Origin of the sequence: Asticcacaulis solisilvae (genome assembly GCF_052327315.1) — a bacterium.
Lineage (GTDB): Bacteria > Pseudomonadota > Alphaproteobacteria > Caulobacterales > Caulobacteraceae > Asticcacaulis > Asticcacaulis solisilvae_B.
On record NZ_CP166196.1, the window covers coordinates 1,146,175 to 1,163,053 of the forward strand.

Here is a 16,879-nt window from a genome sequence, read left to right on the forward strand (position 1 = left end):
TTATGAGGGTTTTCCATATGGACGTAAGGGAAGCTTATTCCAGCGGCGATTGACCGCCGTTTGAGCTGCAAAAAAAGCTTATACCAACGGTCATTCTTTATGACCGTTGGTATAAGCGGCGAACCAGGGCTCAAGGCGGCGGATGGCCTCTTCGACCTCGGGCGTCGAGACGGCGAAGCTGAAGCGGATGAAGTGGCGGCCGTCGACCGGATCGAAATCGATGCCGGGCGCGGTCGCCACGCCCGTGTCGGCGAGCAGCTGTTTGCAGAAGGCCATGCTGTCGTTCGTCAGGTGGCCGATATCGGCATAGATGTAAAAGGCGCCGTCGGGCGGGGCGATGCGGTTGAGCCCCAGCTTCGGCAGGGCTTCGAGCATCAGGTCGCGATTTTTGGCATAGGCGCGGACGTGGCCGTCGAGTTCGTCGCGGGCGTCGAGCGCGATCAGCCCGGCGTGCTGGCTCAGGGACGGCGGCGTCAGGAACAGGTTGCCCATATAGGCGCGGGCGCGGCCGACCAGGGCTTCGGGCACCAGCAACCAGCCGAGCCGCCAGGCGACCATGCTGAAATATTTCGAGAAGCTGTTGATCACCAGGGCGCCGGGCGAAAATTCGAGGATCGAACGCGCCGCGCCGACATAGCTCAGGCCATGGTAGATCTCGTCCGACACGACGCGGATGCCGCGCGCCTCGCACACCTCCGCGATGGCCTTGAGCTCATCAGCCTCGATCAGCGTGCCCGTGGGATTGGCCGGGCTGGCGACGATGACGCCCTGGGGCGCGGGATCGAGGGCCGCGATCGCCCTGGCGGTCAATTGAAAGCGAACCCCGGCGTCGCACGGGATTTCGACCGGAACGAGGTTCAGCGCTTTCAACGTATTGCGGTAGGCGACATAGCCCGGCCGGGCCAGGGCCACGCGATCGCCCGGCGCAAAGCTGGCCAGCAGCGCCAAAACCAGGGCCGGTGAAGCGCCGCAGGTCAGGATGAATTGCGAAGGCTGCACGGCTACGCCGTAGGTTTCGGCGTAGTGGCGGGCCAGGCGATCCTTCAGGGCCTGGCTCTCCCAGTAGCCCATGGGATCAGCGTCGAGCACGCCATGCGCCGCCGCGATGGCCGCTTTCGGCGCGCCGGTCGAGGGCTGGCCGTACTCCATGTGGATGACAGAGCGCCCCTCGGACTGCATGCGGTACGCCATCTGGCCGATCTCGATGGCGTAGAAGGGCTCGATCTCTGTTGACATGGCAGGCCTCGCTGGTGGGAAGCGGCCTATAGCCCATTGGGACGGGCGGCGCCATTCCCCCCGGCGCCGCCCGTCTACGCAGCCCCCCTAAGCTGCGATTGCGTCCGGAATGACTCGAATGGCGATGGAATTACCATTGCGGTCGCTGCCCCGGTAATAGCCTTGTGGCGCGGCTCCGTGCGGCCCATACAGGCGGCGGAAGTCGCCTTCGCCCAGAATCAGCTTAAGGTCGCGCTCGGGGACAGGATCGACGCGATCCCAGCTCAGGCGCCAGTTCAAGCGATTGTCGCGGGTGCGATAAGGTGCCGTCATTGCGAACCCTCCAATATGTTCCTATTTTGTTCCAATCTTATTCGTGAGTCAAGCCCCCATGCCGTATGGCTTCCTTAGCGGTTTCAAAGTACCGTGCCGCGTATGACATCCAGACAATCGACGCCCTTCGGCCTGTGGACCGACTTAATGTTCGCTACGGGAGAGATGATGCTGGCTTCGGCCGAGGTCATCGGGCACCGCACCGGCCGCATGAGCACGGCGCAACTGCCGTTGAGCGCAAAGGACCAGAAGGAATTCACCCTGATGGTCCAGGAAAAGGCCGAGGCCGGGCAGGAGGCTGCTTTTGCCCTGGCCGAGCAGGCGGCGCGCGCCGCCACTCAGATGGCCATGACCGTGCCGGCCCAGATGATGGAAGCGGCATGGGGCATGGCGTCGAGCCGCACCGTTCCGCAGTTCCTGGAAGCGCAGATGAAGCTTGGCCAGGCCATGGTCGAGCCCCTGACCAGCCACGACCTGGCGGACGTAGCCGTTCGTGCCGGCCAGGCCGCCGTCGAGCCCTATCGCCGCCGCGCCAAGGCCAATGCCAAGCGGCTGTCGAAGAAGCGCTGATCCCGGACAAATGGCCGGGACTGTCCGCAAGCCTGCTGACAGGATCGGGCGAGCGCTGTTATAGCTGTCTGGCGCAACAGTGCGGGAGCCGTCATGGACGCAATTCTATCGATCAAGGGCCTGGAAAAGACCTATGCCGGCGGCTTCCAGGCGCTGAAGGGCGTCGATCTTGAAATCGAGCGTGGCGAGATTTTCGCGCTGCTGGGCCCGAACGGCGCCGGCAAGACGACGATGATCGGCGCCGTGTGCGGGCTGGTGCGGCCGACGGGCGGCGCCATCACGGTCGACGGCCATGACACGATTGCGGATTACCGCGCCGCGCGGTCGAAGGTCGGGCTGGTGCCGCAGGAACTGGCGACCGACATGTTCATCACCGTGTGGAACACGGTCGAGTTCTCGCGCGGCCTGTTCGGCAAGGCGCCGAACAGGAAGCACCTTGAGCAGTTGCTGCGCGACCTGTCGCTGTGGGACAAGAAGGACAGCAAGATCGCGACGCTGTCGGGCGGCATGAAGCGCCGGGTGCTGATCGCCAAGGCGCTGGCGCACGAGCCCGACCTGCTGTTCCTCGACGAGCCGACCGCCGGCGTCGATGTCGAGCTGCGCCGCGACATGTGGGAGATGGTGCGCAAGCTGCGGGAACGCGGCACCACCATCATCCTTACGACCCACTATATCGAAGAGGCCGAGGAGATGGCCGACCGCATCGGGGTCATCGACAAGGGCAAGATCATCCTGGTCGAGGAAAAGCACGCCCTGATGAAAAAGCTCGGCCGCGCCGAACTGCGCGTCGAGCTGAAAAGTCCGCTCGACGGCCTGCCGCCCGAGCTGTCGGCGTGGCCGCTCAGCCTGTCGGATGACGGGCTGGTGCTGACGCTCACCATGTCGGGCGAGGCCGACGAGGAGGACGCCAGCGCCGCGGCCTTCGTCAAGCGGCTGGCCGCCGAAAATATCGACTTCAAGAGCATCGACATGAAGCGGTCTTCGCTGGAGGACATCTTCGTCAGCCTGGTGGGGAACAATCATGAGCGCCCTTAACGTCCACGCCATGCGCGTCATCTATTTCGCGGAACTGGGCCGGTCGATCCGCACCCTGTTCCAGAGCCTGGCGGCGCCGGTCATCTCGACCTCGCTTTACTTCATCGTCTTCGGCTCGGCCATCGGCAGCCGCATGCAGACGGTCGGCGGCGTGCCCTACGGCGCCTTCATCGTGCCCGGCCTGATCATGATGACCATCCTGACCGAAAGCACGTCGAACGCCAGTTTCGGCATCTACCTGCCGCGCTTCACCGGCACGATCTACGAAGTGTTGTCGGCGCCTGTGTCGATCGTCGAGACCCTGGTCGGCTATGTCGGCGCGGCCGCCACCAAGTCGGTGGTGCTGGGCCTGGTCATCATGGCGACGGCGCGCCTGTTCGTGCACTACGACATCGTTCACCCGATCGCGACCGTCGCCTTCCTGATCCTGACCTCGCTGACCTTCAGCCTGTTCGGCTTCATCCTGGGGTGCTGGGCCGACGGCTTCGAAAAGCTGCAGGTCGTGCCGCTGCTCATCCTGTCGCCGCTGGCCTTCCTGGGCGGGACCTTCTACTCGATCCGCGTGCTGCCGGCGCCGTGGCATACGGTGACCCTGTTCAACCCGATCGTCTACCTGGTCAACGGCTTCCGCTGGGCCTTCTACGGACAGGCCGACGTCACCGTCTGGGTCAGCCTGGGCATGACGCTCGCCTTCATGCTGGTCTGCCTGGCGGTCATCTGGTGGATATTCAAGACCGGGTATCGTTTAAGGACGTAAGACGGAAACCTAACCCCGTCTTTATGGAAACGTATTGAGTCCTTATCGCTTTTTGCGCGAATCCTTACGGCACAAGGAGGGTCGCAAAATGGAAGATATCATCATTGTCGGCGCCGGAATTGCCGGCCTTACGGCGGCGCTGGAATGCAAGCGCGCCGGCCTGTCCTACCGTATTCTGGAAGCCTGCGACCAGCCCGGCGGCCGCGCCCGTTCACGCAGCCTGTCCTCCGGCCGGGTCATCGATCTGGGTGCGCACTGGCTGCACGGCGAAGGCAATCCGCTCCAGGCCGAACTCGACCGCTACGGTATCGGCTATCGCCGCGATACGGGCGAAGCCATCTACATCCAGGAAAACGGCGAACTGCGCCAGGCCGGCGACGACTGGCTGGACACCGCCATCGATCACGACAGGGCGGACGCCATCAAAAGCGGGCAGGCGCCGGACTGCGCCCTGACCGAGCTGGCCGCCAACCCCGAGGCGCACCGGATGCTGGCCGATTTCGCGCTGCTGTGGGACGGCGTCGATCCGCCGGTCGTGCCGTCGGCGCTTGAATTCCTAAGCGACGAAAACACGCCGGGCGGGCTTGAGATCGAAGGCGGCATGGGCGCGCTGATCGGGCGCATGGCCGAGGAGGCGGGGCTGGCGCGCATCCATCTGCGGACCTCGGTTTCGAGGGTCGCGGAAGCCGACGACGGCGTGCGCATCCAGGCCATGGACGGCTCGCAATGGCTGGCCCGGCGCGTGCTGTTCACCGGCTCGCTGGGCGTGCTGAAAAGCAATATGGTCACCTTCCAGCCGCCCCTGTCCGGCGACTTCCATGAGCATCTGGCCGGGCTGGTCATGGGCCGGGTCAACAAGATCGTCATCGAATGCGATCCGGCCTTCCTGGCCGCGCGCGAAATCCCTGTCGATATGGCCATCGAGCTTCTCGACGGCGACCCGCCCCACTTCTGTCACGTGCACAGCGGCGGGGAACCTGTCATCCAGCTCTATGTCGCGGGCCGCCAGGCGGAACGCATCGAGGGCATGACGCCGGCCGAAGCGCTCGACTATGCCGTCGGCGTGCTGCGGCCGGTCGCGGCCCTGCGCGGCTTCGACATGCATGTGGTTTCGCCCGCCATCGTCACGCGCTGGGTGGCCAATCCCTATTCGCGCGGGGCCTATTCGTGCTGCCTGCCGGGCGCGAAACGGTCCGGACCACGCATGGAAGGCGCCGTCGTCTTCTGCGGCGATACCTTCGACACGCGCTTTCCGGCGTCGGTCGCGGGCGCATGCCTGTCCGGGCGAGCCGGCGCGCGGATGGCCATTGAGGCCCTGGGCGTCAAGGTGGCGGAGGTCGCCTAGCTCAGCTGCGCCACGCCGGCGTCTATCGTCTGTTCGCGGATCAGCTTCAGCGCTTCTTCGGGGCCGCCGCGGCCCAGGCTCTTGAAGGGGCGGCCCTCCATCAGGTTGTACGACAGGAAGAAGTGCTCGATCTCGGCCAGGCGCTGGGAGGTGAGGTCCTTGTAGTGGCGGATCTCGGGCGGATTGTGCTTGGTCTCAAGCACGCCCAGCAGCCGGTCGTTGCGGAAGGCCGGGCTGCCCTCGCTCTCGCTCTGTTCGGAGCGCAACACGCCGATGACGCGCACCGGCACGACCGCACCGATATGGAGCGGCTCGTCCATGATGACCAGGATGTCGAGTTCGTCGCCGTCCTGGCCACGAGTCTGCGGCACGAAACCGAAATTGTACGGAAAATACGCGCCGAGCGGCAGAAGCTTGCTTAAGCGAAACAGGCCCGTGTCGGGATCGTGCTTGTACTTGCCGTTGCTGCCTTTGGGCGTGTCGATGACGGCGTTCACCAGGCCCGTGGACGGTTCGATCGCGGCGAGGGCCCGGTAGAAATCCATCCTAGTGCCGATGGAAGGTGTAGGAGGCCCGTGTCATCATCGATCCGACCGTAATCCCCAGGACGACCGCGACGGCGAAGCTGGTCAGCGGCATGTTGCGGATGTTTTCCTGCAACCGGAAGGTCGTTTCGGCGATCTGGTTGGCAACCGTATCCATGCGGGGAAAGGTCGTGGCCGGGGTTCGCGGCGCCCTGAGCGGTGAATCCAGCGTATCCATGGTCGAAACTCCCTGCCGTTTTTGAATACTCTGGTGTTAACGTTCCGGGGATAAAAATACTGCGGACGGTCTCGATGCGCCGCATCAAAAGGCGATAAAGACACGTTCCGGTGTTGTTTGCGCCGGCCCGCTGCCGGGGAATATTCGCCTGCGGCAAAACAGCCCCTTGTACTTGACCCGGGGGGCGCATAAATGATAATCATTCGCAAGATAAGGCCGGCGATGCGAGTCCGTCCGGATTGCTGCTGAAATAGCCCCAAAACCGTCATGAAACTGAGTGAACTGCCTCCCTTTGCCCCGGCCACCGTCGTTGCGGTCGCCGATGTCGGCGCCGACGACGTCATCGGCCGCCGCCTGCGCGAGCTTGGCTTTGTCGACGGCGAGTTCGTCAAGGTGGTGGGCCGCGGGCCGATCGGTGCCGATCCGCTGCTGGTCCAGGTCGGCTTCACGCGCTTTGCCCTGCGCAAGGCCGAGGCCGCGCGCGTGACCGTGCTGCCGGAGGCCGCCGAGTAATGGACGCCCTGACCATCGCCCTTGTCGGCAATCCCAACTGCGGGAAGACGGCCCTGTTCAACCAGCTTACCGGCGCGCGCCAGAAGGTCGCCAACTATGCCGGCGTGACGGTCGAGCGCAAGGAGGGCGAATTCACGGCGCCGTCCGGCCGCCGGGTGCGCGTCATGGACCTGCCGGGCACCTACAGCCTCGACGCCATGGGCCCGGACGAGATCATCACGCGCGACGTCTGCCTGGGCCGCCGGCCCGGCGAGGCCATGCCGGACCTGATCGTCTGCGTCGCCGACGCTACCAATCTGCGCCTGCACCTGCGTTTCGTGCTCGAGGTCAAGAAACTCGGCCGGCCCATGGTGCTGGCGCTCAACATGATGGATGCCGCCGCCGCGCGCGGCATCCGCATCGACCGCGTCGCCCTGTCGCGCGAACTGGGCATCCAGGTCGTCGAAACCGTCGCCGTCAAGGCCAACGGCGCCGCCGAACTGGTCGCCCACCTCGACCGCACCGTCACCGATGCGGCCACCGATGCGGCCGCCGTGCCCGAAGACCTGCACGCCGAGGTGCGCCGGGTGCTCGGCGCCGCCGTCGTCATGCCGTCGCGCACGTCGAAGGTCGACGACACGCTCGACCGCGTCCTGCTCAATCCGGTGGCGGGCATCGCCATCCTGCTTCTTGTCATGTTCGTCATCTTCCAGGCTGTGTTCACCTGGGCCAAGCCTATGATGGACGGCATCACGGCGCTGTTCGACTATCTGAGCGCCCAGGCCGGCGCGCACATGGCCGACGGCCTGTTGAAGAGCTTCGTGCAGAACTGCCTTATCGGCGGCCTGGGCTCGGTCGTCGTCTTCCTGCCGCAGATCCTGATCCTGTTCTTCTTCATCCTGGCGCTGGAAGAATCGGGCTACCTGCCGCGCGCCGCCTTCCTGCTCGACAAACCGATGTCGAAGGCCGGGCTGACGGGGCGCTCCTTCATTCCGCTGCTGTCCAGCCATGCCTGCGCCATTCCGGGCATCATGGCGACGCGCTCTATCCACGATATGCGCGACCGCGTGACGACCATCCTGATCGCGCCGCTGATGACGTGTTCGGCGCGCCTGCCGGTCTACGGCCTCCTGATCGCCGCCTTCATTCCGGAACGCACGGTCGCCGGCTTCCTCAGCTTCCAGGGCCTGATCCTGTTTGCGCTGTACATCACCGGTATCCTGTCGGGTCTTCTGGTGTCCCTGGTCATCAGTGTGACGCGCAAGGACAAGGCGGAGCATCCGTTGATGATGGAACTGCCGTCCTACCGCCTGCCCAATGCCCGCAACCTGGCGATCGGCCTGATGGAGCGCGCCAAGATCTTCATGCGCCGTATCACCGGGACGATCTTCGCCGCCAATACCATCCTTTGGGTGCTGACCACCTTCCCGGGACCGCCGAAGGGCGCGACCGGCCCGGCGATCGACTACAGCCTGGCGGGAATCGTCGGCCATGCCATGCAGCCGCTCTTCGCGCCGGTCGGCTTCAACTGGCAGATCTGCGTCGCCCTGATCCCCGGCCTGACCGCGCGCGAAGTCGCCGTGTCGTCGCTGGGCACGGTCTATTCGGTCACCGCCAGCAACGAAGACGCCGCGTCGGCGGCGCTGGGCCAGCTGATCTCATCGCAATGGACCCTGGCCACGGCCCTGTCGCTGCTGGCCTGGTACGTCTTCGCGCCGCAGTGTATGTCGACCCTGGCCGTCATCCGGCGTGAGACCAATTCGTGGAAGATGGTGGCGGTCACCGCCGGCTACCTGTTCGCCCTGGCCTATTTCGCCGCCTTCGCCACCTACCAGATCGCAACGAGGCTGTGATGGTATATGCCGTTCTTCAGGTCGTAATCATTGCCGCGGCGGTGCTGTTCAGCCTGCAACACGTGGCGCGCAAGGCGTTTCCGAAGACCGTGAAGCGGCTGGCGGCGGCGGTTCTGCCGCGTCCGGTGGCGGCGCGCGTCGCGGCGAAAACCTCCGAAGGCGGTTGCGGCGATGCCGGCGGCTGCGGAGCCTGCAACTCGTGCGGTAATATTGCAGCCATGCTGCGTGATGTGCCGCGGCGCTAACGCAGCGTTCATCAGTGTCATTTATTGAATTTTTACAAGGAGCTCTCGGCTCCTTATTGGACACTTGCAAGCCGGTCCCGTAGGGTGGCGCGTTCCTGGCACCGATTGAGTTGGGCTCATCGTGAGCTCAGCTCGAAGGGGATCGGCGCCAGCCCTGGAAGCGGAGCATGACAAAAAACACGTTTCTGAGGGGGACGGGGCGGCGCACCAGAGCCGACATCACCGTTTCGCTCAGCCTGGCTGCAGTAGCAGCCTTCTTCGTCATCAGCGGCGTCGTATCGTACATGAACATCTCCACCCTGCGCCGGGACACGGCCGCGGTGACGAGAACCCATGAAGTCCTGCTGGAATCCACGCAACTGCTATCGACGCTGAAGGATGCGGAGACCGGGCAGCGCGGTTTCATCCTGACCGGCAAGGATTCCTACCTCACGCCCTATTCGGAAGCGCTCAGCCAGGTCGAGGACCGGCTGACCTCGATCGCGGCGTTGACCCAGGACGATGCCGTGCAGGGCCGAAATCTCAGAACCCTGCGCCTGCATATCAACGCCAAGCTGAACGAACTGGCCGAGACGATCCGCGTCCGCAGGGCCGAAGGCTTCGCGCCGGCGCTGGCCGTGGTGGACAGCGATCACGGCAAGATCGAGATGGACGCGATCCGAGAGGCGATCTCGTCCATACAAGGCGAAGAGACCGGACGCCGCCAGCGCGCCATAGCCGAGATGAACGACGCCTATGGCGGGGCCATCGGCGCCACCGCCGTCGCCGCCATCCTGGGCCTGATCCTGTCGGGCGTCATCACGGTGATGATCAGCCGCGCCACCTCGGCGCAACGCCGCCAGGAGTGGCTGCAGGCCGGCGAGGCCGGGCTGGCCAACGCCCTCCTTGGCGAGCAGAACATGGAACAGCTGGGGCATAATGTCCTGTCGTTCCTGGCCAAGTATGTCGGCGGCCACGCCGGCGCCTTCTTCGTCAAGGAAGGCGGGCTGTTCCGCCGCACCGCGACCTACGGCGTGCCGGATGCCTCGCGCGTGTCGGAATCCTTCCGCAACGGCGAGGGCCTGCAGGGCGAGGCCGCCCAGTCCGGCGAATTCACGGTGCTCGACAACCTGGAAACGGTCGAGCTGACCGCCGGGGCGGCGCTGGGCCAATGGAAGCCGCGCACCCTCATGATCCTGCCGGCGCAGTCCGAAGGCACGGTCGACGCCATCGTCGAACTCGGCTTCCTCAACGACGCCCAGGCCGATGCGCGCGCCATGCTGGAACGCGTCGCCGAGTCCGTCAGCGTCGCCGTTCGCTCGGCGCGGTACCGCCAGCACCTGCAGAACCTGCTCGAGGAAACGCAGCGCCAGTCCGAGGAATTGCAGACCCAGTCCGAAGAACTGCGCGTCAGCAACGAAGAACTGGAGGAGCAGAGCCGGGCGCTCAAGGAATCGCACCTGCGGCTGGAACAGCAGCAGGCTGAGATGGAGCAGACCAATACCCAGCTCGAGGAACAGGCCCGGCTGCTGGAGGACCAGAAGATGGCGCTCCTCCGCACCAAGGAGGCCGTCGAGCAGAAGGCGGACGAACTGGAAAAGGCCAGCCGCTACAAGTCCGACTTCCTGGCCAACATGTCGCACGAACTGCGCACGCCGCTCAATTCGTCGCTGATCCTGGCCAAGCTGCTCAGCGACAATCCCGACGGCAACCTTTCCGAGGAGCAGGTCAAGTTCGCCCGAACGATCCAGTCGTCGGGCAACGACCTGCTGGCCCTGATCAACGATATTCTCGACCTGTCGAAGATCGAGGCCGGCCAGATGGAAATCCGGCCCGAGCCCGTTTCGGTCAACCGTCTGCTCGGCGACCTGCGCCGCACCTTCGATCCGATCGCCGGCCAGAAGGGGCTGGAATTCCATACGCGCGTCGCCGACGGCGCGCCGGACGTCTTCGACACCGACCGCCAGCGCCTGGAACAGGTGCTGAAGAATCTCCTGTCGAACGCCTTCAAGTTCACCGAGAGCGGTTCGGTCGAGCTGGTCATCATGCGCGGCCAGGACGACCGCTTGCAGTTCGCCGTGACCGATACCGGCATCGGTATCTCGCTGGAACAGCAGCGCGCCGTCTTCGAGGCTTTCCGGCAAGCGGACGGCACGATCAGCCGCAAGTACGGCGGCACGGGCCTCGGCCTGTCGATCTCGCGCGAGCTGGCGCGCCTGCTCGGCGGCACCATTTCGCTGCAAAGCGTGCAGGGCGAGGGCTCGACCTTCTCCTTGAGCCTGCCCTTCGTCTACGATCCGGCGGGCGTCGCCCCGCTGGTCGCGCCGGCCGCCGAAGCCCCGGAACCGCGCAAGGCCGCGCCCGCCAAGGCTGTGCCTGCCAAGACGGCCCCCAAGCGCGAAACGGCCGCGCCGGCGCCATCGCGCCGCATCGTCGACGACCGCGACAAGCTGAACGAAGACAGCCGCAGCATCCTGATCGTCGAGGACGACGAGGCCTTTGCCCGCATCCTTTACGAACTGGCGCACGATCTCGACTTCCTGTGCCTGCTGTCGGCGACGGCCGAGGACGCGCTGGCGACCGCGCGCCACTATCGCCCGTCGGCCATCGTGCTCGACGTCGGCCTGCCGGACAATTCCGGCCTGTCGGTGCTCGACCGCCTGAAGCACGACGAGACGACGCGCCACATCCCGGTCCATGTCGTGTCGGCCAGCGACTATGCCCATGCCGCCCTGTCGCTCGGCGCCGTCGGCTATATGCTCAAGCCGGTCAAGCGCGAGGAACTGGTCGCAGCCTTCCGCAAGTTCGAAAGCCGCCTCGATTCCAAGATGCGCCACGTGCTGGTCGTCGAGGACGATGACGTGCAGCGTGACGCCGTCTGCCGCCTGTTGCAGGCCGACGATGTCGAATGCCGCCCGGTCGGCACGGCGGCCGAATGCCTGGACGCCCTGCGCGCCAGCACGTTCGACTGCATGGTGCTGGACCTCAGCCTGCCCGACGCTTCGGGCTATTCGCTGCTCGAGACGCTGAGCCAGGAGGACGCCTATTCCTTCCCGCCGGTCATCGTCTATACGGGCCACGACCTGAGCTATGAAGACGAGCAGCGCCTGCGCCGCTATTCCAAGTCGATCATCATCAAGGGCGCCAAGTCGCCGGAACGCCTGCTCGACGAGGTCAGCCTGTTCCTGCACCAGGTGGTGTCGGAACTGTCGCCGGAACAGCAGACCCTGCTGCGCAAGGCGCGCAACCGCGATTCGATCCTGGAAGGGCGCCGCATCCTGATCGTCGAGGACGACGTGCGCAACGTCTATGCCGTCACCAACATCTTCGAGCCTTTGGGCGCCAGGGTGCAGATCGCGCGCAACGGCCGCGAGGCGCTGGAGGCGATGGAGAAGTCGAAGGAAACGCCGGAAGCGGCCATCGACCTGGTGCTGATGGACGTCATGATGCCCGAGATGGACGGGCTGACGGCGACGCGCGAGCTGCGCAAGCAGGCCGAGTGGAAGAAGCTGCCGGTGATCATGCTGACGGCCAAGGCCATGAAGGACGACCAGGAAAAGTGCCTGGACGCGGGCGCCAACGATTACATGGCCAAGCCGCTCGACGTCGAGAAGCTGGTCTCGCTGGTCCGCGTGTGGATGCCGAGGTAAGTCATGCCGTCGTCAGCCGCCGTAAGCCAGTCCAAGACCGAGGATATCGAGATCCGGCTGCTGCTCGACGCCATCTATCTCAAGTATCACTACGACTTCCGCGGCTACGCCATGGCCTCGGTCAAGCGGCGGCTGAACCAGGCGCGCGAGCACTTCAACTGCCGTTCCTTCTCGGTGTTGCAGGATCAGGTGCTGCATGAGCCGGCCCTGCTGCCCGACCTGTTGCAGTACTTGACCGTGCAGGTGTCGGAGATGTTCCGCGATCCGCTCTATTTCCGCACCATCCGCGAAAAGGTCGTGCCCCACCTGCGCACCTATCCGTCGCTCAAGGTGTGGATCGCCGGCTGCTCGACGGGCGAGGAGCTCTATTCCTTTGCCATTCTCTTCCGTGAGGAAGGCCTGTTCGACCGGACGCTTTTCTACGCCACCGACATCAACGGCGATGCGTTGAAGAAGGCGGAAAGCGGGGTCTACGACCTGGACCGCATCAAGCTGTTCACCGAAAACCACCGGCTGTCGGGCGGCAAGACGTCGCTGTCGGACTACTATGTGGCGGCCTATGGCGCCGCCAGCTTCGACAAGGGCTTACGCAAGAACACGGTCTTTTCCGACCACAGCCTGGCGACCGACGCGGTCTTCGCAGAAACGCAGCTGATCTCGTGCCGCAACGTCCTGATCTATTTCAACAAGGACCTGCAGGACCGCGCCATCGGCCTGTTCAGCCAGTCGCTGGCGCGCAAGGGATTCCTGGGGCTTGGCGCCAAGGAATCGCTGCGCTTTTCCGAGCACGCCGAGCGTTTCACCGAATTCGCGCGCGACGAACGCATCTACCAGAAGCGGGACGGATCATGAGCAAGCGCGTATCCGTCCTGCCGCAACCCGTCACTGTCTCGGCCATCGCCATCGGCGTATCGGCCGGCGGGCTGAAGGCGCTGTCGGCCATCCTGCCGCTGCTGCCGGCCGATTTTTCGATTCCGGTCTTCATCGTCATCCACCTGCCGCCCGGCAAGACCAGCATCGTGTCGGACCTGTTCGCCGACAAGTGCCAGGTCGTGGTGCGCGAGGCCGAGGACAAGGCGCCGATCGAGCCCGGCGTCGTCTATTTCGCGCCGCCCGATTATCACCTGCTGGTCGAGCCCGACGGCTACCTGTCGCTGTCGAACGACGAGCCGGTGCTGTTCTCGCGCCCGTCGGTCGACGTCCTGTTCGAATCCGCGGCCGACGCCTATGGGCCCGCCCTGGTCGGCATCGTCCTGACCGGCGCCAATAATGACGGCGCCCAGGGCCTGAAGGCCATCATGGCCGCGGGCGGCCAGGGCCTGATCGAAAAACCTGAAGAAGCCTACGCCAGTATGATGCCGAAATCCGCCATCGACGCCTGTCCCGATGCGCGGATCATGAGTTTGGACGAGATCGCCGCCTTTGTGTGCGGCCTGGGACAGACCGTGGAGGCACGTGCATGATGATGTCGACCCTGTCCGTACCCTTCCTGATCGTCGACGACCGGCCGGAAAACCTGCTGTCCCTGGAAGCGCTGCTGCGCCGCGAGGGCTTGCAGTTCCTTAAGGCGACGTCCGGCGTCGAGGCTCTGGAACTGCTGTTGCAGCACGAGGTCGCCCTGGCCCTGCTCGATGTGCAGATGCCGGAAATGGACGGCTTCGAGCTGGCCGAGACGATGCGTGGCAACGAACGCACGCGCCGCATTCCGATCATCTTCCTGACGGCCGGCATCGGCGACCGCAACCGCCGCTTCCGCGGTTATGAGGCCGGGGCGGTCGATTACCTGGAAAAGCCGCTTGAGCCCGATATCCTGCGCTCGAAGTGCGACGTCTTCTTCGAGCTGTTCCGCCAGCGCCAGCAACTGGCCGCGCAGCGCGACCGCCTGGCGGCGACGGCCGAGGAGAACAGCCGGCTTTTGAAGGAAAGCCGCAAATACGCTGCCGCCCTGAAGGATGCCGACCAGCGCAAGGACGAGTTCCTGGCCACCCTGGCGCACGAACTGCGCAACCCGCTGGCGCCGCTGTCCAATTCGCTGAGCCTGTTGTCTTCCGGCAAGGCGCCGCCGCGCGTGCGCGACGAGGCCCTGGGCCTGATGGACCGCCAGGTCAAGCAGATGGTGCGGCTGGTCGACGACCTGATGGACGTGGCGCGCATCACGCGCGGCAAGATCGTGCTGAAAAAGCAGCGCCTTGAGTTGTCGGACGTGCTGGGCGCTGCGGTCGAGATATCGCATCCGCTGATCGAACAGTTCGGCCATGCCCTGGTGACCGATTTCCCGTCGCAACCGGTCTGGTTCGACGCCGACATGACAAGGCTGGCGCAGATATTCTCGAACCTGCTCAACAACGCCGCCAAGTACAGCGAGCCGGGCAAGGAAATCCGTTTCACGGCCGAGGTCGAGAACGGTTTTGCCACGGTGCGGGTGCGCGACCAGGGCATCGGCATGGCGCCCGAGACCATGGCGCGCATCTTCGACATGTTCGCCCAGGCGGATCAGTCGCTTGAGCGCTCATACGGCGGCCTGGGGGTCGGACTGACGCTGGTAAAGGCCTTGGTGGAAATGCACGGGGGCGCTATATCGGCACGGAGCGACGGCATGGGAAAGGGCAGCGAGTTTGCTGTCCGCCTGCCGCTTGTGGAGGACACGGCAGTGACGGAAGAACAGTCGGCGACCCCGGAAACGGCCGGGACACCCGGGGGGCTTCGTATCATGATCGTCGAGGACAACGAGGCCCTGGCCCAGACGACGGGCTGGATGGTCGAGATGATCGGCCACGACTACAAGATCGCGCACAACGGCGCGGAAGCCATGGCGATGTCGAAGGAATACCTGCCCGACGTGGTCATGATGGATATCGGCCTGCCGGGCATGAACGGCTATGACCTGTGCGCGGCGATGAAGCCCGAGCCACACCTGAAGAATACCGTCTTCATCGCGCAGACCGGCTGGGGACAGGACGAGCACCGCCAGCGCGCCAAGGAGGCGGGCTTCGATCATCACCTGGTCAAGCCGGTTTATCTCGAACTGTTGCAGGAAGTGCTGGGCGACATCGAAAAGCCCAAATAAGAGTATGCCGGGCCTTCGCCGTAAGGCCTAATGGCCCTTGCTGAGCTTTTCGAGATCGAGCGTCGGCGTCTTCTTCGGAGGCGCCGGCTTCTTTTTGGTCGCGGCCTTTGCCTTCGCGGCCTTTGCCTTTGCAGCCTTGCCATGCACGGCCTTGGCCGTCTTCTTCGCCGCTACCCTGGTCTTTTCAGCCTTTGCCTTTTTCTCGGCCTTCACCGGCGCCTTCTTCGCGACAGGTTTGGGCTTTTCGACCGGCTTCGTGACGACTGGCGCGGCTGCCGGTGCAGCGACACTTTCCGCCGGAAGCGGCGCGGGTGCGGCCTGGACGGGGGCTGTGGGCGGCGGGGCGATGACGGCAGGTTGCGGCTCGGTGCGCAGGGCCGGGACGCCCGGCTTGGGCTCGGTCTTGTGCTTACCGGTAAGGCTCAGCGCGATGGCGCCGATGACGACGACATGGACGGCCGCAGCGATCATCAGCGGCAAGGCATAGCTCTTGCGCTTTTCCGGCTTGTTCAGCGTGACGCTGAGACCATCTTCGGACGGCGTGTCTGACTTTACGAGCTGTGGCTTCATGATGGGTAAGCGGGATACGAAAGGGGAGACCCTATCATTACACGATTTATCGTTAATCCAAGCTGCACGTCGCGAAATTCGCCAACTATTTGAGCCGTTCGATCAGCGCCATGGCGGCGGCCGGGTTCAGCACCTTGTGGCCGCTGATGACGTAGGCGTAGACATCGCGCGGGCGCTTTTCGTGGCTGGCCCGGTCGACCACCTCAAGATCGTCGGGCAGGTCGCCGGCGGCCAGGGCCTTCAGGCGCTTTGCCCAGTCGTCGAGCGCCTTTTCGGAATAGCCGAGCTTGTGGTCTTCGCTGGAGCCCATCAGGCGCAGATAGGCGAAGTCGGCGGTCTGGTCGGCGATGACCGGGAATTCGCTGTCCGTGCCGGTGATGACACTGGCCTTGTATTTGCGGGCCAGGGCGATGAAGGCCGGGTCGCGGAAGGTTTCGCTGCGCACCTCGACGGCGTGGCGCAGATCGACGCCTTCGATCGAGGCCGGCAGCAGCTTCAGGAAGTTTTCGAAGTCTTCGGCATCGAACTTCTTGGTCGCCATGAACTGCCAGTTGATGGCGCCGAGCTTGGATTTGAGCTCGGTGATGCCGCTGTTGAGGAAGCGGTCGACGGAGTCTTTGGACTGCGACAGGTCCTTGCGGTTGGTGGCAAAACGCGTGCCCTTGAGGGTAAAGACAAAGCCGTCGGGCGTTTCGTCGTGCCACTTGCGGAAGGATTCGGGTTTCTGCGCGCCGTAATAGGTGCCGTTGATCTCGATCGAGGTCAGCTTGGACGCGGCGTATTCGAGCTCGCGCTTCTGCGACAGCTTTTCGGGATAGAAGACGCCGCGCCACGGTTCGTAGGTCCAGCCGCCGATACCGATATAGATCTTTCCGCTCATGGTCGTGGTCTCCCGAAAGTCGCGCAATTTATGCGCACGTTTTCCGACGCGGTCCAGCCCGGAACTGTCAGGAGCATGTCGTAGTAAGGAAGGAGGTCCACAGATTTCACAGATTTCACAGATTTT

At 64.5% G+C, this 16,879-nt stretch carries 17 protein-coding genes; 11 read left to right on the forward strand and 6 right to left on the reverse strand.

The window, feature by feature from the left end:
- Positions 1–90: 90 nt before the first annotated feature.
- Together AB8717_RS05325 and AB8717_RS05330 are read right to left on the reverse strand one after the other, a co-directional pair.
- Positions 91–1,236, reverse strand: coding sequence for an aminotransferase class I/II-fold pyridoxal phosphate-dependent enzyme (locus AB8717_RS05325; protein WP_443749994.1), 1,146 nt, complete (start codon positions 1,234–1,236; stop codon positions 91–93).
- A gap of 87 nt (positions 1,237–1,323) precedes the next feature.
- Positions 1,324–1,548, reverse strand: a complete 225-nt coding sequence (locus AB8717_RS05330; protein ID WP_443749995.1) for a hypothetical protein — start codon at positions 1,546–1,548, stop codon at positions 1,324–1,326.
- 102 nt (positions 1,549–1,650) lie between these two features.
- On the opposite strand from AB8717_RS05330, the gene AB8717_RS05335 reads away from it, so the two are divergent.
- The 4 genes from AB8717_RS05335 to AB8717_RS05350 all read left to right on the forward strand — a co-directional run bounded on the left by AB8717_RS05335 (position 1,651) and on the right by AB8717_RS05350 (position 5,255).
- Positions 1,651–2,118 carry a polyhydroxyalkanoate granule-associated phasin gene (locus tag AB8717_RS05335; RefSeq protein ID WP_443749996.1) on the forward strand — a complete coding sequence of 156 codons (468 nt, stop codon included), beginning with the start codon at positions 1,651–1,653 and terminating at the stop codon, positions 2,116–2,118.
- A 93-nt stretch (positions 2,119–2,211) separates the two neighbouring features.
- Positions 2,212–3,153, forward strand: a complete 942-nt coding sequence (locus tag AB8717_RS05340; protein ID WP_443749997.1) for an ABC transporter ATP-binding protein — start codon at positions 2,212–2,214, stop codon at positions 3,151–3,153.
- A complete protein-coding gene (locus AB8717_RS05345) occupies positions 3,140–3,910 on the forward strand; it encodes an ABC transporter permease (protein WP_443749998.1) in 771 nt (256 codons plus the stop codon). Before AB8717_RS05340 ends, AB8717_RS05345 begins: the two co-directional genes overlap by 14 nt.
- 88 nt (positions 3,911–3,998) lie before the next feature.
- Positions 3,999–5,255, forward strand: coding sequence for a flavin monoamine oxidase family protein (locus tag AB8717_RS05350; protein WP_443749999.1), 1,257 nt, complete (start codon positions 3,999–4,001; stop codon positions 5,253–5,255).
- Here AB8717_RS05350 and AB8717_RS05355 read toward each other — a convergent pair.
- Complete coding sequence (locus AB8717_RS05355) at positions 5,252–5,800, reverse strand: inorganic diphosphatase (protein ID WP_443750000.1); 549 nt, start codon at positions 5,798–5,800, stop codon at positions 5,252–5,254. The genes AB8717_RS05350 and AB8717_RS05355 overlap by 4 nt on opposite strands.
- 1 nt (position 5,801) lies before the next feature.
- On the reverse strand, positions 5,802–6,017 hold the full coding sequence (locus AB8717_RS05360; RefSeq protein WP_443750001.1) for a hypothetical protein: 216 nt from the start codon (positions 6,015–6,017) through the stop codon (positions 5,802–5,804).
- A gap of 267 nt (positions 6,018–6,284) precedes the next feature.
- Here AB8717_RS05360 and AB8717_RS05365 point away from each other — a divergent pair, with 267 nt between their 5' ends.
- The 7 genes from AB8717_RS05365 (at position 6,285) to AB8717_RS05395 (ending at position 15,303) form a co-directional block, all read left to right on the forward strand.
- Entirely contained in the window at positions 6,285–6,530 is a 246-nt protein-coding gene (locus tag AB8717_RS05365) for a FeoA family protein (protein WP_443750002.1), read from the forward strand.
- Positions 6,530–8,362 (forward strand): ferrous iron transporter B, encoded by a 1,833-nt coding sequence (gene feoB / locus AB8717_RS05370; protein ID WP_443750003.1) that lies wholly within the window; start codon positions 6,530–6,532, stop codon positions 8,360–8,362. Before AB8717_RS05365 ends, feoB begins: the two co-directional genes overlap by 1 nt.
- Positions 8,362–8,607 (forward strand): DUF6587 family protein, encoded by a 246-nt coding sequence (locus AB8717_RS05375; RefSeq protein WP_443750004.1) that lies wholly within the window; start codon positions 8,362–8,364, stop codon positions 8,605–8,607. Before feoB ends, AB8717_RS05375 begins: the two co-directional genes overlap by 1 nt.
- 167 nt (positions 8,608–8,774) lie before the next feature.
- Positions 8,775–12,236, forward strand: coding sequence for a response regulator (locus tag AB8717_RS05380; protein ID WP_443750005.1), 3,462 nt, complete (start codon positions 8,775–8,777; stop codon positions 12,234–12,236).
- A gap of 3 nt (positions 12,237–12,239) precedes the next feature.
- Positions 12,240–13,088 carry a CheR family methyltransferase gene (locus AB8717_RS05385; protein ID WP_443750006.1) on the forward strand — a complete coding sequence of 283 codons (849 nt, stop codon included), beginning with the start codon at positions 12,240–12,242 and terminating at the stop codon, positions 13,086–13,088.
- Positions 13,085–13,699, forward strand: coding sequence for a chemotaxis protein CheB (locus tag AB8717_RS05390; RefSeq protein WP_443750007.1), 615 nt, complete (start codon positions 13,085–13,087; stop codon positions 13,697–13,699). Before AB8717_RS05385 ends, AB8717_RS05390 begins: the two co-directional genes overlap by 4 nt.
- Positions 13,696–15,303, forward strand: a complete 1,608-nt coding sequence (locus AB8717_RS05395) for a response regulator (RefSeq protein ID WP_443750008.1) — start codon at positions 13,696–13,698, stop codon at positions 15,301–15,303. Before AB8717_RS05390 ends, AB8717_RS05395 begins: the two co-directional genes overlap by 4 nt.
- 27 nt (positions 15,304–15,330) lie before the next feature.
- Here AB8717_RS05395 and AB8717_RS05400 read toward each other — a convergent pair whose 3' ends face one another.
- Positions 15,331–15,873: a hypothetical protein gene (locus AB8717_RS05400; RefSeq protein ID WP_443750009.1), complete on the reverse strand. Its 543-nt coding sequence runs from the start codon at positions 15,871–15,873 to the stop codon at positions 15,331–15,333.
- A gap of 85 nt (positions 15,874–15,958) precedes the next feature.
- Positions 15,959–16,753 carry a DUF72 domain-containing protein gene (locus AB8717_RS05405; RefSeq protein WP_443750010.1) on the reverse strand — a complete coding sequence of 265 codons (795 nt, stop codon included), beginning with the start codon at positions 16,751–16,753 and terminating at the stop codon, positions 15,959–15,961.
- Between the last annotated feature and the right edge of the window lie 126 nt (positions 16,754–16,879).

What these genes read in the sequence shown, in the direction of transcription:
- AB8717_RS05380 (WP_443750005.1), top strand. Translation starts at nt 8,775, where the DNA reads ATGACAAAAAACACGTTTCTGAGGGGGACGGGGCGGCGCACCAGAGCC.
- AB8717_RS05355 (WP_443750000.1), bottom strand. Translation starts at nt 5,800, where the DNA reads ATGGATTTCTACCGGGCCCTCGCCGCGATCGAACCGTCCACGGGCCTG.
- AB8717_RS05360 (WP_443750001.1), bottom strand. Translation starts at nt 6,017, where the DNA reads ATGGATACGCTGGATTCACCGCTCAGGGCGCCGCGAACCCCGGCCACG.
- AB8717_RS05330 (WP_443749995.1), bottom strand. Translation starts at nt 1,548, where the DNA reads ATGACGGCACCTTATCGCACCCGCGACAATCGCTTGAACTGGCGCCTG.
- AB8717_RS05350 (WP_443749999.1), top strand. Translation starts at nt 3,999, where the DNA reads ATGGAAGATATCATCATTGTCGGCGCCGGAATTGCCGGCCTTACGGCG.
- AB8717_RS05395 (WP_443750008.1), top strand. Translation starts at nt 13,696, where the DNA reads ATGATGATGTCGACCCTGTCCGTACCCTTCCTGATCGTCGACGACCGG.
- AB8717_RS05365 (WP_443750002.1), top strand. Translation starts at nt 6,285, where the DNA reads ATGAAACTGAGTGAACTGCCTCCCTTTGCCCCGGCCACCGTCGTTGCG.
- AB8717_RS05345 (WP_443749998.1), top strand. Translation starts at nt 3,140, where the DNA reads ATGAGCGCCCTTAACGTCCACGCCATGCGCGTCATCTATTTCGCGGAA.
- AB8717_RS05340 (WP_443749997.1), top strand. Translation starts at nt 2,212, where the DNA reads ATGGACGCAATTCTATCGATCAAGGGCCTGGAAAAGACCTATGCCGGC.
- AB8717_RS05390 (WP_443750007.1), top strand. Translation starts at nt 13,085, where the DNA reads ATGAGCAAGCGCGTATCCGTCCTGCCGCAACCCGTCACTGTCTCGGCC.
- feoB (WP_443750003.1), top strand. Translation starts at nt 6,530, where the DNA reads ATGGACGCCCTGACCATCGCCCTTGTCGGCAATCCCAACTGCGGGAAG.
- AB8717_RS05325 (WP_443749994.1), bottom strand. Translation starts at nt 1,236, where the DNA reads ATGTCAACAGAGATCGAGCCCTTCTACGCCATCGAGATCGGCCAGATG.
- AB8717_RS05400 (WP_443750009.1), bottom strand. Translation starts at nt 15,873, where the DNA reads ATGAAGCCACAGCTCGTAAAGTCAGACACGCCGTCCGAAGATGGTCTC.
- AB8717_RS05335 (WP_443749996.1), top strand. Translation starts at nt 1,651, where the DNA reads ATGACATCCAGACAATCGACGCCCTTCGGCCTGTGGACCGACTTAATG.
- AB8717_RS05385 (WP_443750006.1), top strand. Translation starts at nt 12,240, where the DNA reads ATGCCGTCGTCAGCCGCCGTAAGCCAGTCCAAGACCGAGGATATCGAG.
- AB8717_RS05375 (WP_443750004.1), top strand. Translation starts at nt 8,362, where the DNA reads ATGGTATATGCCGTTCTTCAGGTCGTAATCATTGCCGCGGCGGTGCTG.
- AB8717_RS05405 (WP_443750010.1), bottom strand. Translation starts at nt 16,753, where the DNA reads ATGAGCGGAAAGATCTATATCGGTATCGGCGGCTGGACCTACGAACCG.